The sequence below is a fragment of the Clostridioides sp. ES-S-0123-01 genome (assembly GCF_020658415.1).
GTDB lineage: Bacteria > Bacillota > Clostridia > Peptostreptococcales > Peptostreptococcaceae > Clostridioides.
The window spans coordinates 167073-183542 of sequence record NZ_JACVWD010000004.1 but is presented as its reverse complement, the minus strand read 5'-3'; the positions used below and the strand labels follow the sequence as shown (position 1 = coordinate 183542).

The following is a 16470-nucleotide window of genomic DNA, read 5'->3' as shown; positions in this document are numbered from 1 at the left end:
TTATATTATAGAGTTTAGAATTTAAAATAAATTATATCATAGAGTTTAAAATAAAACATCCCCCTACTGCAATCTTTTACTTATATTGCAATAAGGGGATTTTATTTTATAGCTCTCTTTTTTTATTTATTCCACAACTTTTTTATTTCACAACTATATTAACTAATTTCTTAGGAACTGCAACAACTTTAACTATAGTTTTATCTTCAACTAGAGCTTTAATTTTTTCATCTTCTAAAGCCACTTTTTCCATATCTTCTTTAGATATATTTGAGCTAACAGTTAACTTTCCTCTAACCTTTCCATTAACTTGTACAACAACTTCTATTTCATCTTTTACTAAAGCTTTTTCATCATATTTAGGCCAATCTATATCAAATACACTTCCTTCTTGACCTATCATAGTCCATAATTCTTCACCTAAATGAGGTGCAAATGGTGAAATTATAGTTACGATTGTTTGTACACCTTCTTTTATAACTGCTTCATTGATATTATCTAGCTCCTTATATTTGTACATATCATTTATTAATTCCATCAGAGCTGATATAGCAGTGTTAAATCCAAATTTCTCACTTAAATCTACAGTAACTTTTTTAAGTGTAGAATGTATAGTATATCTCATATCTTTATCTTGAGAACTTAACTCGCCAAACTCAACATCTTTTTTGAAGACATCTGCTAACTCATCAACTAATCTATATACTCTATTTAAGAATCTAAAGCATCCATCAACACCTTGTTCTGACCAGTCTAAATCTCTTTCTGGTGGTGCTGCAAATAATACGAAAAGTCTTGCAGTATCTGCTCCATATTCATCAATTATATCCATAGGAGATACTGTATTCCCTTTAGACTTACTCATTTTAGAACCATCCATAAGAACCATACCTTGAGTAAGTAAGTTTTTAAATGGTTCATCAAAGTCTACCATGCCCATACTCTTAAATGCTTTTACAAACCATCTAGCATAAAGTAAATGCATTATAGCATGCTCTACTCCACCTATATATTGGTCTACTGGATGCCATCTGTTAACTAAGTCTTTACTAAATGGTTCATCTTCATTTTTATTGTCTACATATCTTAAGAAATACCAAGAAGAATCAACAAATGTATCCATAGTGTCAACTTCTCTTCTCGCTGGTTTTCCACAGTGAGGACAAGTTGCTGACATAAACTGTTTTGAAGTAGTAAGTGGAGACTCACCTTTTCCAGTAAATTCAACATCTGTTGGTAAAAGAACTGGTAAATCTTCTTTCTTAACTGGAACTATTCCACACTCATCACAATAAACTACAGGTATAGGACAACCCCAATATCTTTGTCTTGAAACTAACCAGTCTCTTAATCTATAATTAATTGTTCTCTTTCCTCTACCTTCTTTTTCTAATTTATTTATTATTCCTTCAAATCCTTCTGAAGCATCTAATCCATCAAATTCTTCTGAATTTATCATTTTATTATCTTCTGTTATTACATCTATTATATCTAGATTATATTTTTCAGCAAAATCTCTGTCTCTTTCATCATGTGCAGGAACTGCCATTATAGCACCTGTTCCATATTCAACTAATACATAGTTTGCTATCCATAGAGGAACTTTTTTTCCATTTAAAGGATTTATAACATATCTACCTATAAACATACCTTCTTTTTCTACATCAGCTGCTGTTCTCTCTATTTCTGTCATAGTGTGCATTTTTTGAACAAAAGCTTCAACATCTGCTTCATACTCAGTACCAGCAACCAATTCTTTAACTAGTTCATGTTCTGGAGCAAGTACCATATAAGTAACTCCATAAGTTGTATCTGGTCTAGTTGTAAATACTGTCATAGATTTGTCAGTTCCATCTATATCAAATACTAAATCTGCTCCTGTACTTTTTCCTATCCAGTTTCTTTGCATTATTTTAACTTTTTCTGGCCATCCATCTAATGTGTCTAAATCATTAAGTAATTCTTCTGCAAATTCAGTAGTTTTAAAATACCATTGTTCTAAGTCTTTCTTTAATACTGTTGATTTACATCTTTCACATGCTCCTTGAACAACTTGTTCATTTGCAAGAACAGTCTCACAAGAAGGACACCAGTTAACATAAGATTTTTTCTTATATGCAAGTCCATGTTCTAAAAATTTCAAAAATATTTCTTGAGTAAATCTATAGTATTCTGGAGTTGAAGTTGCTACTTCTTTATCCCAATCATAGCTAAGCCCTAATAAATTTAATTGTTCTTTCATTTCTTCTATATTTTCCATTGTCCATTTATGTGGATGTATTCCATGTTTTATAGCTGCATTTTCAGCTGGTAAACCAAAAGAATCCCATCCCATTGGATGAAGTACGTTATAACCTTCCATTTTTTTGAATCTTGCGACAACATCGCCTATAGAATAATTTCTAACATGTCCCATGTGTATCTTTCCAGATGGATAAGGGAACATTTCTAATGTGTAATAATTAGGTTTTTCAGTTTGTGCTGTATCCATTTTGTATTGGTCATTATCTTTCCAAATTTTTTGCCATTTCGATTCTACTTGTTTAAAATTATATACGCTCATATTTTGCCTCCTGTTTTTAGTTGTGTTCAACTACTTTGTTTAATATTATTTACTTATAATTTCCAAATAATTCTTTGAAAATAAAAAATCCTCGTCACTAAACTTGCGTTTAGGGACGAGGATAAATCTTCGCGGTACCACCCTAATTAGCCTACTTTTATAGACTCTCTTAGATAGCTTTTAATCCAGCCATGGAGAATAGGTTTTAATCTAGTAAGTTCAAAGTTATATAATATTAGTTCTCACCTTCCACTAACTCTCTGAAAAAATATAATCTTTTACTGCTCTAGTCTATTCAATTCAATACAATTTTTGAAATTTTCTAACTATAATAACATATATTATCATGTTTATGCTAATGTGTCAATATCTATATAAGGTGCATCTTTCCATAATTTTTCTAAATTATAAAATCCTCTATTTTCCTCATTAAATACGTGAACCATTATATCCCCATAGTCAAGAAGTACCCAAGTTTGAGTTCCTTGTCCTTCTTTTCCTCTTGGTTCTAATCCTAGTTTTGCTAATTCATCTTCAACATTATCAGCTATAGCTTTTACTTGTCTTTGAGAAGATGCTGTAGTAATAACAAAATAATCACATAAACTAGAAACTTTTCCTATATTTATTATAACTGTATCTTGACCCAGCTTATCTTCTATGGCATCATATGCTATTTTTGTCATTTGTTCCACTGTCATATAAAATTTCCTCACTTTCCTAATTTAAATACACTTAGTTATTCTAACATATTAATACGATTTTGTAACATAGTCAACTTTAATTTTATTAATATGTTTGCCTTTATATAAGATTTTTATAATAACTTTTCTTTAATTAGGTAGTTTCTTGCCATAACAGTTCTTGGATGTATTTCTTCTTTTTTATTAATAACAAACATTAAAGTATTATTAAATGAAGTTAAAAGTGCTTCGTCAAGCTTACCTTCATAGGCTAATTCTCTCAATGTATCTACAACTGGAAATTTTCTTCCTTCTTCAATTAAATCTGCTATGTAAATTATTTTTTCTAAAAGAGACATATCTTCTCTTCCTGTTGTATGGTATTTAATTGCATTTATAATATCTTCATCTTCTATACCAAACTCATATTCACATATGTATGACCCTATCACACTATGTGATAGAGAGCGGTTTCCATCTTCTATTGGGTCTAAGTATATTTCATACTTATTAACATAATCCTCTACTTCTTTATCACTTAAGTATTTCGCACAATCATGAATCATCCCCGCTATATAGGCTTTTTCTTTGTCACATCCATAAATTTCACACAATTTTACAGCACATTCTGCAACATTTTTTGAATGGCTAAGCCTTCCTACTGGTAGCATTTGATTTAATCTCTGGTTAATATTCTCTAAGTTCATTTAATCATCTCCATATTGATATAGTTTATTTTCATACAAATAATTTTCTACATTTTCGGGTACTAAGTAACGTATAGACTTTCCTTCATTTAGCTGTTCCCTTATATATGTGGATGATATATCCAATGATGGAACGTAAACTGTTATAATGTCAGCATTATATTTTTTAGTCAGTTTCTCTATAGTTTCTTGTGACCTTAATAAGCTAATACCTGGTCTAGTTGCAGCTATAAAAGTAGCTAACTCAAAGTTTTTCTTTACATCTTTCCACTCTTCAACACTACAAATAGCATCTGCCCCTGTTATAAAGTAAATATCAGCATTTTTGTATTTTTTCTTTAAATATTTTAATGTATCGATTGTATAAGTCCTTTTATTTCTTTCGATTTCTACTTTTGAAACTAAAAAATCTTCATTGCTTTCAGTTGCTAGAAGTGTCATATTGTATCTATCATACTTATTTGTAGTGATACCTAGTTTATGTGGTGGATTTCCTGATGGTATAAAGATAATTTTGTCAATCTCATACTTATCTCTAATAAACTCTGCTGTTGCTAAATGAGCATAGTGTATAGGGTCAAAAGTACCTCCTAATATACCTATTTTGATTTTGCCTTTATGGCGATTAAATTTCTCTAGTTTTTCAGTATTTTTCAATTCTGCCTTCTGAACTAGATTTTTACTTCTCATATTTTGTCTCCTTTTAATGTTATAATACTATTGTACCATTATTTTTTATTTCTTAAAGCTTATAAATTATTTTTTTTGGTATATAATCATATTTATATGGTAAAAAACACTTTAAAAAATAATTATTTAACATAGTTTCACTTAACTTTTTAATAAAAATAACTTTTTATTATTTTGTCTTAATTTAGATTAAATATAACGTATAATTATAAGTTTTTTATTAAATTTTATTAGTTACTTTTGTTAATATAATTACATATAAAAAAGGAGCAATTATGAGTATAATTACAAAAATAGAACAACAAAAAAGAAATGATGATAGAGTAAATATTTATGTAGATGATAAATTTTTTATTGCTATATTTAAAGAACTTGTTTATACATTTAATTTAAAAAAAGGAAATGAAGTAAATGAAGAGGAATTAAAATCCATTTTAGATGATGAGATGTATATAAAAGCTAAAAATAAAGCATTAAATATTTTGTCTCGTGCTGACCAGTCTGAAAAAAAAATGAAAGAAAAACTATCAGCAGATTTTGAAGAGGATACAATTGATAGAGTTATAGATTTTCTTAAAAATTATAATCTGGTAAATGACAATATATTGGCTCAGAAAATAGTTAATACCAATGTTAATTTAAACAAATGTGGCAAAAACAGAATTAAACAAAATTTATATAATAAAGGTATTGAAAGAAGTGCAATTGATGAAGCAGTATCAGAATTAGACAAAGATACTGAATTTGAAAATGCCATGTATCTAGCAAAAAAAAGATATGAAAGGGTAAAAAAAGAAGATAAAAAGAAAATATATCAAAAAATTTCTCAACATCTTTCCTATAAAGGCTTTGATTATGATATTATTAAAAGAGTTTTAAATAAACTTTTAAATTTTGATGAATCTGATATATAAGTATATTTTTAAATATACTAAGGAGGTAAATTATGAAACTAATTATTGGTGGTTTAAGCTTTTTATTAGGATTATATAATATATATCAATTATATAGAGAAGATAGTATGAGATAAGTATTATTTTATTAAAATATAATACTTATTATGGAGGGAAAATCAAATGAAAAGTCAAGAAAGATTTAAAATTTTAGACGTTGATGTTTATCTACAACCATTTGAGTCTGACATAAAAAAAAGGATGAAACACTATGAAGATGTAAAAGCAAAAATATTAACTAGCTGTGAAGATTTTAATTCTTTTGCAAATGGTCATCTTTATTATGGATTCCATCAAACAAATGATGGATGGTTTTATAGAGAGTGGGCTCCAAATGCAGATAGTTTATCATTAATTGGTGACTTTAATAATTGGAATAGAAAATCCCATCCTCTAAAAAAAATAGATTCTGGTAATTGGGAAATTTTTATACCTGATAAAAACAGCTTACCTCATAAATCCGAGGTAAAGGTACAAGTCACTACAAATGGGGAAACATTTGACCGCATACCATTATACATAAAGAGGGTAATCCAAAAGGATTCTGGTAGCTTTAATGGGCAGATATGGCAACCAAAAACTCCATTTAATTGGACTGATAATGAATTTGATTTAAAAAACATAACTTTCCCTTTAATCTACGAATGTCATATAGGTATGGCTACTGAAAAAGAATCTATTGGAACTTATAATGAATTTACTGAAAATATACTTCCTAGGATAAAGAAAGCTGGATACAATACTATTCAACTTATGGCTATCATGGAACATCCATATTATGCTTCTTTTGGATACCAAGTTTCAAACTTTTATGCAATTTCATCTAGATTTGGTACTCCTGAAGACTTAAAAAACCTTATAAATACAGCTCATTCAATGGGAATTGCTGTTTTATTAGACTTAGTTCACTCTCATGCTGTAAAAAATACTTTAGAGGGAATAAATGAATTTGATGGAAGTGAACATCAATTTTTTCATTCAGGTTCAAAAGGTAATCACCCTGCTTGGGGAACAAAACTCTTTAACTATGGTAAGCCTGAGGTAATTCATTTTTTACTTTCAAATATAAAATTTTGGCTAAATGAGTATCATTTTGATGGTTTTAGATTTGATGGCGTAACCTCAATGCTATATCATAACCACGGTCTTGGAGTTTCATTTGACAGTTATAAAAAGTATTTCAGTGCAAACACGGATATGGAAGCTATAACATATCTTCAATTTGCAAATGAATTAATAAAAGAAATCAAACCTAATTCAATAAGCATTGCAGAAGATATGAGTGGAATGCCTGGAATGTGTATACCTATAAGAGATGGTGGAATTGGCTTTGACTATAGATTAGCAATGGGAGTACCTGATTTTTGGATAAAAACTATCTCAAAATCTTCTGATGAAAATTGGGATTTAGGTAAAATGTGGTACGAGCTTACTACTAGACGTCCTGGTGAAAAAAACATTGGATATTGTGAATCTCATGACCAAGCATTAGTTGGTGATAAGACAATTATATTTTGGTTAGCAGATAAAGAAATGTATTGGAATATGGAAATAAACTCAAATAATCATATTATTGATAGAGCCATGTCTCTAAACAAATTAATTAAATTAGCAACATTTTCTCTAGCTGGTGAAGGATACCTAAATTTTATGGGAAATGAATTTGGACACCCTGAGTGGATTGACTTTCCACGTGAAGGAAACAATTGGAGTTATAAATATGCTAGAAGACAATGGAGTCTTTCAGAAAATGATAACTTAAAATATAAACAACTATTGAACTTTGATAAATCTATGCTTGAACTTACAAAATACAGTGATATTTTTGCACAGAATAGTTATGAACTTATACATATAGATAATGATAAAAAACTTTTAGTATACAGTAAGGGTAAATATTTATTTATATTTAATTTCCATCCTAATCTGATGCAATCAGTAGACATATCAAAATTCCAAGACAAAAAATACAAGACAGTATTAAGTACTGATATGATAGAGTTTGGAGGAAAAACAAGACCAGAAAACTTAATAGACTACGATATCTATTTTACTTCTACTCCTCCATCTTCTAAAATACCTATTGCATCTCTCACAGCAATAGTATTTTTAAATAATATTATCTAGATATAAATAACTACTAAAAGCCAAATAACAATTTTGATTTTAATACAAAATGTTATTTGGCTGATTTATTTTCTTGCTAATTAATTATTTTTTATATCTGACATTATAACTTCCAACTTTTAATTTGTGGAATTATATTCATCTTAACAGTCTGTGCCTTTAGAGCATTTCTAAATTTTTCAGTAGATGTATTTTTAAACATTTTACTAGAAGCACTTTTAAGATTTTCTATAGAATCCCAGTGTTGTATCATAATCCATTTTTGAGTTTTTTCATCATATAAAAGCTCAGTATCAATAAAGCCCGATTGAACAGAGTGAAAATTTATTTCTAAATCATTTACAATCTCTACAAATGCATCTTTTGATAAATGCTCTTCCACATTAAATTCTACTATTTCTGTAATAATTTTCATATACAAACCCTCCTATTTATCTTTCTTACATCATAACAAGAAGTAAATTAAAGGTATTGTAAAAAATCGACAATATAATTATAAATAGTTGTATGTTGTGTTTTCTTTAATAGTTTTATTCTCTTTAATAAATTTAATTGGCGATACTCCTGAAAACTGTTTAAATTCTTTAATAAAATGAGCTTGGTCATAATATTCATTTTCATAAATTAAGTCAAGAAAGTTATTATTTTTAGAGCTATAAATAAGCTGATTACTTACCATTTTAAATCTATATATTTTCCTTAGTATTTTAGGTGTATACCCAGTATATTTTAAACAAGCTCTTTCTAAAGTTTTAATATTTATGTTCATCTCATCACAAAACAATTTTATAGTGCTATATTGATTATTGTATATAAATAAATCTAGGAGATTTACCATCTTATTTATAACCAAATTTTCATCTAATACAGATACTAATATTTTTTCTAAATGTAAAACTATATCTTCTATTGATAATATTTGATTTAATGTACTTTCTAATTTCCCAACAAAACCTTCTGATACTTGTTTTAAGTCAACAAGTTGACCCTTAAACTCTGAAATTGGTATCTTTAAAAATGGATAGAGCCCAAATGGATAAAAAGAAATACCCATCACACGTATATTTCCACGTTGAATAACAAATCCATGCTTATCTCTTATTCCATTAAAATGTATATTACTTGCATTATAATTTTGATTTTCAATCTTATATTCCATAACATCAGAAAGATTAATGATAATATCTATACTGTCTGTAGGTAATAACTTATTATTTAGCAATATATTTGATTTTGTTTCAAGATACCAAATAAACTTTACCCAGGGTTTTAAACGAACATTTCTAACTGCATACCTTGTAACTGATAACATTGTAATTAACCTCTATCCTAAATTTTTTTATCATTATATACTTTATCTTTATATTATACAATATAATTTATCCTATCAAAAACTTAATCTATTCCATATCTATCTTATACATTTTTTTAATGCTTTAGAAATAGGAAGTGCTATTATAAGACCTATTAACACCTGCATTAAATTGCCTGGTATTGAAGTAAGTGGAATTATAAAATTACCATAAAGTATAACCTCTGTTACATAATATCCAAACAACATCCAAATTGATGAAACTACTACTCCTATTACATTAATCAAAAAACTTTCTCCATTCTTGCCATTTGCCCATACAATCTTTCCAAGTAAATACCCCATAATACCTCTAACTATAAATGTAAATGGAGCCCATAGAGTCCACCCAGATATCAAATCAAAAAGAGCCATCCCAATAGCACCTGATAACGCACCTTTTTTACTTCCAAATACTATTGCTGATATAAATAACATTGCTGTTCCTAAATGTACAAGACCTCCATTTATAGATATTGGCAATCTTATATTTATAAACTTGGTTGCAACAAATACTAACGCTATTAATAGTGAAGTTTCTACCAAATCTTTTGTTGTAAATTTCTGTTTAGCTGTAGCTTCCATGCCACATCCTCCTTTTATATTGTGACTAAAAATAATATTTATTAAATAAATCTACTAAACTTCCATTTGTATTAAATTCTAATGCTTTTAAACTTTTATCCAATACATTTAATATGTGAACTATTTTATCAAGACTAGCATTTTCCCCCATATGACCTATTCTCAAAATAGCATCCATATATTGATTTAATGATGTTGCAACAAGTGTATTGTAATTTTTAAGCATATAATCAGTAAGTTTTAATGCTCCTATACTTTCAGGTATTTTTATTGCTGTCACTGTATTAGAATATCCTTCTTCTAAAAACAATTCTAAACCATATTCTTCAACAGCTTGTCTTACACTAGAAGCTATTTTCTCATGTCTACTTAATACCTTTTCCACACCCTCTTCTAGTATATTGTCTAAGGCTCTATCAAGACCCATTATGTCACTTATTGGCATTGTATAAGGGAAATATTTTTTTTCGTAATATCCTTCCCATATACTTAAATTACAATAAAAACCTACTATGTCTGTTTTTCTATTTTTTATACAATTTTTTGCATCTTGACTTATACCAACTATAGTAAGACCCGCAGGTGCAGAAATAGCTTTTTGAGAACCGCCTAATATTACATCTATTTTCGATTCATCTACATTTAACCTTTCACCCACCATACCTGCCACAGAATCCACTACAGTTAAGATTCCATATTCCTTCAATAGCGGACATATCTCACTTACATCATTTAATACACCTGTTGGAGTATCACAATGAACCACTGTTGCATATTTAAAGTTATTATCCTTTTCTAAAAACTTTCTTAACTCATCAACATCTATACTTTTTGTATATTGACTTGAAAAAAGCACATACTCTCCACCATACATTTTTACAAAGTCTTTAAATCCTTCTCCATATATACCATTGTCAATTACAAGAACTCTATCACCCTTCTCTGTCAGTGAAGCACAAGCTGCTTCAAGTCCCAATATTCCTTCACCACTTAATATGTAAATATCATTCTTTGTACCAACTATATTTCCAAACTTTTCACATGTCTTCTTATAAAACTCAACAAAATCAACATCTATATCTGGGTTAGTTGTTTTCTCTGCTCTTATTAACCTTACATTTTCTCTAGTTTCTGTTGGTCCTGGTGCATAATTAATTTTATTATTCATATATATCAGCTCCTTTTTATTTTCTATACGATTATTATACAAAATTTTCATTTTTCATGGTACAATTTTATATTTTTTTAGAATTGTACCAATACATTTTTTTCTGATAACAATCTTCTGAACATTAAACATACTATCACTTACAACTTAAATTGATAAGTTATATTAATAAGAATTTTATAACAGTAAAAACAACAAAATACAGGACATATGAACATTTAAGCCACTTGCCCTGTATTTGTATATTATTAACCTATTTAACTCTATTTTTATATCTTCTATAATCCTGTTTAAAAATTAAATATAGCTTTTTATATATTTTTATTCACTATATCTTACTCTATCAATAAGAGATTCTTTGTTAAAGCTTCTTCCTATTAAATAAGTTGTTATAAATTGAGCTATAAGGATAAATACAACCATAAATAAAATTGGTACTATTGGTAATGCATATGTTGCATAAGATAATCCAGTTTTTCTTAAAAATACAACTGCAATGTATCCTAATATACCTCCAAAGACAATACTTCCTATCATCATTCTAGAAGTATAATATATAGCTTCTGAATTAAGCATTTTTACTAATTGTCTATTAGTAAGTCCAATTGCTTGAAGCATACCAAGTTCTTTTTTTCTAGTAACTATACTAGTTATCATTGTATTTACAAGATTCATAAATCCAATAACACCTATTATACCAGTTAAAGTATAGCCCATTATTTTTATAAATGAAATCATCATCTTATTTGATTCTATTCTACTATCTAAAAAATCCGCTTCTAAATATCCATTAGATTTAGCAATTTTCTTTATAGCATCTTTAACTTCTTGATATTTTCCTTCTTCAGTATATATTCCAATGGTACTTGTTGTATCATATTTCAAAACTCTATCTATAAAATCTTTTCCTATACCAAAACTTGGAGTTCCCATAGCTATTGCTTGAACTTTAAATTCTTTTTTTATCTCTTTATCTCCATCATATAGAGTTAATTTTATTTTATCTCCAGCCTTTACACCCATTTCTTTTGCTGTATCAAGGTGAGTAATGACTATTTCGTTTCCTGTTTGTAACCCTTCAAAATTTATTTTTCCATCTATTAGGTTTTTATTTAAATCCTTCACATCATTTTCATTTATGCTCTGTAAAAGGTCATGTTTAAACTCAACATTATAATCCTCCATCCCAATTTTTACAGAATTTCCTAATTCAGTTTTTTTGACTCCTTCTATACTCTTTACTTGGTTTAAAAAGTCTTTACCTAATGGATTATTCATTTGTAGAATATTCAAATTACTTTCAGGATTCTTGTCGCTATCCATTTCATATCCAGTAAATCTAACTTCTATATCATAAGGAAAATGCTCTCTAGCCATCTTCTCAGCATTAAAACTTTCTAAAGCAGTAGATACTGTTATAAATATAGTTCCACTTAACATAAGAGATGTCAGTGTCATATAAGTACGCTTTTTATTTCTTTCTAAATTTGCTTTTGATAAATTCTTTAAATTTATATTTTTATGTCCTTTTCTATCATTTTTACCACTTATTTCATTTCCAGTATATCTTACTGCATCAACTATAGATACCTTTGAAGCTACTTTCATTGGTTTCAAAAGTGATAAAACAACAGATATAAAACTTATTACCACAACCAATAATAGCACTGGTAATTGTGATGATTTTACATCTACATCCATAAATGATTTTATTATAATATTTGCAAGTGCATAACCTAAAATTGTTCCTACTGGTATTGCTATTCCTGCTAATATAAAGCCTTCCTTAAACACTATTGCTTTTACTTGTTTTTTAGTTGCACCAATTGCTCTAAGTTTTCCAAATTCTTGTACTTTAGTAACTATTGAGATGTAGAATATATTGTATATTACCAATATACTAGACAATACAATTACTAAGCCTATAAGAACTCCTCCTATCATTGTTTCACTATCTGGTTTTAAAGCATTTATATAATTTTCATTTACAAGTATATTATTAGTATCTAATCCTATATCATTTGCAATCTTATTTAATTTTTCTTTTGCCTGTTCTATAGATAAATCACTCTTATCTTTTAATTTAACATATATATTGAAATCTTCTTGTGACATATCTCTAGTATTTTTCATATATGTTTCTGATATAATAGCAGAATAATTCTTTCCTGCTTCATATATTTCACTAGTTTCTAAGATTCCAGTTATTATAAATTCTTTTTCTATTCTTTTGTCGCTTTTATAATCATCATAAGGTACTTTTATTTTTTCACCTAATTTTTGACCATGACCTAATGCTTTTAAAGCTCCACTATCTAGTACTATTTCATTTTCTTTTGTTGGTAATTTTCCTTTTATAAATTCAAAATTATTTAATTTTAAACCCTCTTCATTCATATATGATAATGAAATGGTTGTATCATCTTCTAGCTTCTCAACACCCACTCCATTCATTTTTCCAGCTAGTTCAATATCTGCATGATTACTTAATATTTCAGCTTGTTTTTCATTTACATTTGCTAATACTCCTTGATAATTGCCTGAATACTTTATTGTATTTTCCTTTTGATATTCTCTTGTATCGACAATATAAATACCTATAGATGAAAGCATCAATGTTGAAAGTATTATAGTTATTATTATTAATATACTTTTTGATTTATTTTGTTTTACATTACTTTTTGCTATTTTAGTAGTATTAATCATTTTTGTCACCAACCTTTGACACCTTACCATCCTCTATAAATATAACTCTATCAGCCATTTGAGCTATACTATCATCATGAGTTATCATAACCAAAGTTTGACTATATTTCTTAGACATAGACTTTAGTATACTCATAACTTCATCTGATGTTTTGGAATCCAAGTTTCCAGTTGGCTCATCAGCAAGTATTATGGCTGGTCTTGTTGCCAAAGCTCTTGCTATTGCTACTCTTTGTTGTTGACCTCCTGATAATGTATTTGGTAAAACATCGTGTTTATTTTCAAGCCCCAAAGATTTTAAAAGGTCTTTTATAAATTGTTCATCCACAGTTCTACCATCTAGACCGATTGGTAATACTACATTTTCCCATACATTAAGAGATGGAATTAGATTGTAGCTTTGAAATATAAAGCCTATTTTTCTTCTTCTAAATACAGCAAGTTCTTCTTCTTTCAATGTAAATATGTTTTTATTATCAATGTATACCTTGCCAGATGTAGGTATATCGAGACCACCTATCATATGTAACAATGTACTTTTTCCAGAACCAGATTTACCTATTATAGCTACAAATTCACCTTCATTTATTTCTAAATTTACATCATCTAAAGCTTTTACTAAACTTTCTCCTTCTCCATAATGTTTTGATAAACTTTCAGTATATAGTATTTTCATAAAATTATCCCCTCACTCTAAGTTATGTTGCTCCTTAATCATCTACTTCTAATTTGTGGAGCTGTTTATACTTATATAATATATGTAGAGGATTACATTCTCCTTTCAGTAAACATTACATAGTTGTAAGAAACAAAGAAAACTTACTTCCTTTTCCTAGATTAGAAGATACCATGATATTACCACCTTGTTCTTCCAAAATTTTTCTACTTAAATACAATCCTACACCACTACCTTCTATAGATTCAATTTCTTCATCTGTTCCTCTATAAAAACGTTTAAATATGTTATTAAATTCATTTTTTGCAATTCCTCTACCATTATCCTCTATTATGATTTTAAAATAGTTTACAGTCTCTTCTATGGATATATTTACTTCTCCATTTCTTTCTGTATACTTAACAGCATTGTCTAATACATTAAAAATACTTTCCTCAGTCCATTTTTTATCGTGAGGTATAATTCTACTATTAAATTCATTTATTTTTAATGTTATATTTTTAATTCTCGCTTTAGGAGTTATACTTTCTATAGCATTTAAAATAGTACTTTTTATGTCATTATCTTCTTTTTTTATGCTTATCATACTAATCTCTAGTCTTGATATGTTAACTAAAGAATTTATTAAATTTTCCAATTTATTTATAGAATTTTTATTAGTTAATAAAAACTCATGTGCTTCATCTTCGTCTAAGTCTTCTTCTATAAGTAATGTATTATATAATTTTAATGATGCTAAGGGAGTTTTTAATTGATGAGAAATGTCTGTTACTAATGATTTTACACTTTCCTTTTCTTTTTCTAATTTAATAAATTTTATCTTTAAACTTCTATTTAACTCATACAGGCAATTGTTAATCTTACTAAATGTACCCTCTCTAAAATACTCATTATATTCTACCAAATAGCCAGAATTATCTAACTTGCTACCTTCTTTTAAATAATTTTCTTGTGCCATTTGCTCCACTATAAAATAAATCTTGCTTAATCTTTTGTTTATGTATCTTATAAAATAATATATTATTCCTGTAACGGCTATAAACATTATTAAAAAAACAAAAATTGATTCTTTAAAAAAAGATTTTAAATATATGCCAAAGTTTTTATCATTTGACATTTTATTTTCTAGCCCATATCCAAATTTTTCAAGTGCTTTTTCTCCAACCTCTGCATTACTATAGTCAAAATTATAAATAGACTTTACTATATCTACCTCATCATCTGGATATTTTTCAATCAACATACCTGCCATACTTTGAGTATTTTTTATTTGATGTTCATATAAAACATATAGTCTATTATATTCAAAAAATATAAATGCAAGTGTTACCACAAGCATGGATAAAATAGAATATATAACAGCCTTTTTCATTATATAGTCCTCTTTAATACTAAAATTTTCTTTGGTATTTATATCTTTTAACATTTTTTTATACTCCTTTCACCCCATATATATCCAACTCCTCTTACTGTTTTTATATACTTAGGTTCAGAAGGATTCTTTTCTACTTTTTGTCTAAGTCTTCTTATATTTACTGCAACTGTATTATCATCTACAAAATTACCACTACTATCCCATAAAGATTCTAATAGTTGTTCTTTGGTCAAAGCTTGCATTGAATTTTCCATCAAATATCTTAATAGTTTAGTCTCTGTTTTACTTAAAATTATTTCTTCTTCCTTGTCATCATTTTTTATAATCAGTTTATTTTCTATATAATAAAAAAACAAATCATCACAAACCAGTAAAGTGTAATTTTTTACTGTGTTTACCCTTTTCATAAATGCATTTACTTTTGAGATTAATACCATCAAACTAAATGGTTTTGTAATATAATCATCTGCACCTAAATCATAACCTGTAACAATATCCACTTCTTCATCAAGTGCTGTAAGCATTATTATATAAACATCACTTTTCTTTCTAATCTCCTCACAAAAATCAAACCCACTTCCATCTGGTAAACCTATATCAGAAATAATTAAATTTATATCCTCTTTAAAAAAAATACCTCTTGCCTCTTCTATACTAAATGTATTAAAAACATTGTATCCCTCTTTTTTTAATTTAAAGCTAATCCCTCTATTTAAAGATTTATCATCTTCTAAAAGTAATATATTATTCATGTTTTTCTCCTCCATTATTATGTATACTAGCTAAATTATATCATACTAACTAAGCCATTTTATTTGACAATTTATAAATATTTTTTAATCATCAAGAAGATTTTACACACTTAGATAATAAAATAAACATACCA

The 16470-nt window shown here is 27.7% G+C and carries 14 protein-coding genes; 2 read left to right on the top strand and 12 right to left on the bottom strand.

Annotated elements, in window-relative coordinates; all coding sequences use genetic code 11:
• Positions 1-142 precede the first annotated feature (142 nt).
• The 4 genes from leuS to nadD all read right to left on the bottom strand — a co-directional run bounded on the left by leuS (position 143) and on the right by nadD (position 4643).
• Positions 143-2563: a leucine--tRNA ligase gene (gene leuS, locus IC175_RS10745; protein ID WP_227432523.1), complete on the bottom strand. Its 2421-nt coding sequence runs from the start codon at positions 2561-2563 to the stop codon at positions 143-145.
• Between the two features lie 350 nt (positions 2564-2913).
• Positions 2914-3264: a ribosome silencing factor gene (gene rsfS, locus IC175_RS10740; protein WP_227432522.1), complete on the bottom strand. Its 351-nt coding sequence runs from the start codon at positions 3262-3264 to the stop codon at positions 2914-2916.
• A 116-nt stretch (positions 3265-3380) separates the two neighbouring features.
• The gene (yqeK, locus tag IC175_RS10735; protein WP_227432521.1) at positions 3381-3953 is read right to left on the bottom strand and encodes a bis(5'-nucleosyl)-tetraphosphatase (symmetrical) YqeK; all 573 of its coding nucleotides are present in this window, start codon (positions 3951-3953) and stop codon (positions 3381-3383) included.
• On the bottom strand, positions 3954-4643 hold the full coding sequence (gene nadD, locus IC175_RS10730) for a nicotinate-nucleotide adenylyltransferase (protein ID WP_227432520.1): 690 nt from the start codon (positions 4641-4643) through the stop codon (positions 3954-3956).
• A 275-nt stretch (positions 4644-4918) separates the two neighbouring features.
• Here nadD and recX point away from each other — a divergent pair, with 275 nt between their 5' ends.
• Both recX and IC175_RS10720 read left to right on the top strand, forming a co-directional pair.
• A complete protein-coding gene (gene recX / locus IC175_RS10725) occupies positions 4919-5557 on the top strand; it encodes a recombination regulator RecX (RefSeq protein ID WP_227432519.1) in 639 nt (212 codons plus the stop codon).
• A gap of 162 nt (positions 5558-5719) precedes the next feature.
• Complete coding sequence (locus IC175_RS10720) at positions 5720-7723, top strand: alpha-amylase family glycosyl hydrolase (protein WP_227482865.1); 2004 nt, start codon at positions 5720-5722, stop codon at positions 7721-7723.
• Positions 7724-7826: 103 nt separating this feature from the next.
• On the opposite strand, the gene IC175_RS10715 is transcribed toward IC175_RS10720, so the two are convergent.
• The 8 genes from IC175_RS10715 to IC175_RS10680 all read right to left on the bottom strand — a co-directional run bounded on the left by IC175_RS10715 (position 7827) and on the right by IC175_RS10680 (position 16336).
• Entirely contained in the window at positions 7827-8138 is a 312-nt protein-coding gene (locus tag IC175_RS10715; protein ID WP_227824191.1) for an antibiotic biosynthesis monooxygenase, read from the bottom strand.
• A 78-nt stretch (positions 8139-8216) separates the two neighbouring features.
• The gene (locus IC175_RS10710) at positions 8217-9035 is read right to left on the bottom strand and encodes a helix-turn-helix domain-containing protein (RefSeq protein ID WP_227851505.1); all 819 of its coding nucleotides are present in this window, start codon (positions 9033-9035) and stop codon (positions 8217-8219) included.
• A gap of 99 nt (positions 9036-9134) precedes the next feature.
• Positions 9135-9659 carry an ECF transporter S component gene (locus IC175_RS10705; protein ID WP_227830761.1) on the bottom strand — a complete coding sequence of 175 codons (525 nt, stop codon included), beginning with the start codon at positions 9657-9659 and terminating at the stop codon, positions 9135-9137.
• A 25-nt stretch (positions 9660-9684) separates the two neighbouring features.
• Positions 9685-10827: a pyridoxal-phosphate-dependent aminotransferase family protein gene (locus IC175_RS10700; protein WP_227432514.1), complete on the bottom strand. Its 1143-nt coding sequence runs from the start codon at positions 10825-10827 to the stop codon at positions 9685-9687.
• A gap of 321 nt (positions 10828-11148) precedes the next feature.
• Positions 11149-13533 (bottom strand): FtsX-like permease family protein, encoded by a 2385-nt coding sequence (locus IC175_RS10695; protein WP_227830762.1) that lies wholly within the window; start codon positions 13531-13533, stop codon positions 11149-11151.
• On the bottom strand, positions 13526-14209 hold the full coding sequence (locus IC175_RS10690) for an ABC transporter ATP-binding protein (RefSeq protein ID WP_227432512.1): 684 nt from the start codon (positions 14207-14209) through the stop codon (positions 13526-13528). Before IC175_RS10690 ends, IC175_RS10695 begins: the two co-directional genes overlap by 8 nt.
• A gap of 115 nt (positions 14210-14324) precedes the next feature.
• On the bottom strand, positions 14325-15635 hold the full coding sequence (locus IC175_RS10685; protein ID WP_227830763.1) for a sensor histidine kinase: 1311 nt from the start codon (positions 15633-15635) through the stop codon (positions 14325-14327).
• The gene (locus IC175_RS10680; protein ID WP_227432510.1) at positions 15629-16336 is read right to left on the bottom strand and encodes a response regulator transcription factor; all 708 of its coding nucleotides are present in this window, start codon (positions 16334-16336) and stop codon (positions 15629-15631) included. The genes IC175_RS10685 and IC175_RS10680 overlap by 7 nt, the downstream gene beginning before the upstream one ends.
• Positions 16337-16470 lie beyond the last annotated feature (134 nt).

Coding starts and splice junctions, on each gene's coding strand:
- IC175_RS10685 (WP_227830763.1), bottom strand. CDS start 15,635: ATGTTAAAAGATATAAATACCAAAGAAAATTTTAGTATTAAAGAGGAC.
- IC175_RS10720 (WP_227482865.1), top strand. CDS start 5,720: ATGAAAAGTCAAGAAAGATTTAAAATTTTAGACGTTGATGTTTATCTA.
- IC175_RS10715 (WP_227824191.1), bottom strand. CDS start 8,138: ATGAAAATTATTACAGAAATAGTAGAATTTAATGTGGAAGAGCATTTA.
- IC175_RS10700 (WP_227432514.1), bottom strand. CDS start 10,827: ATGAATAATAAAATTAATTATGCACCAGGACCAACAGAAACTAGAGAA.
- IC175_RS10710 (WP_227851505.1), bottom strand. CDS start 9,035: ATGTTATCAGTTACAAGGTATGCAGTTAGAAATGTTCGTTTAAAACCC.
- IC175_RS10690 (WP_227432512.1), bottom strand. CDS start 14,209: ATGAAAATACTATATACTGAAAGTTTATCAAAACATTATGGAGAAGGA.
- recX (WP_227432519.1), top strand. CDS start 4,919: ATGAGTATAATTACAAAAATAGAACAACAAAAAAGAAATGATGATAGA.
- IC175_RS10705 (WP_227830761.1), bottom strand. CDS start 9,659: ATGGAAGCTACAGCTAAACAGAAATTTACAACAAAAGATTTGGTAGAA.
- yqeK (WP_227432521.1), bottom strand. CDS start 3,953: ATGAACTTAGAGAATATTAACCAGAGATTAAATCAAATGCTACCAGTA.
- nadD (WP_227432520.1), bottom strand. CDS start 4,643: ATGAGAAGTAAAAATCTAGTTCAGAAGGCAGAATTGAAAAATACTGAA.
- IC175_RS10680 (WP_227432510.1), bottom strand. CDS start 16,336: ATGAATAATATATTACTTTTAGAAGATGATAAATCTTTAAATAGAGGG.
- IC175_RS10695 (WP_227830762.1), bottom strand. CDS start 13,533: ATGATTAATACTACTAAAATAGCAAAAAGTAATGTAAAACAAAATAAA.
- leuS (WP_227432523.1), bottom strand. CDS start 2,563: ATGAGCGTATATAATTTTAAACAAGTAGAATCGAAATGGCAAAAAATT.
- rsfS (WP_227432522.1), bottom strand. CDS start 3,264: ATGACAGTGGAACAAATGACAAAAATAGCATATGATGCCATAGAAGAT.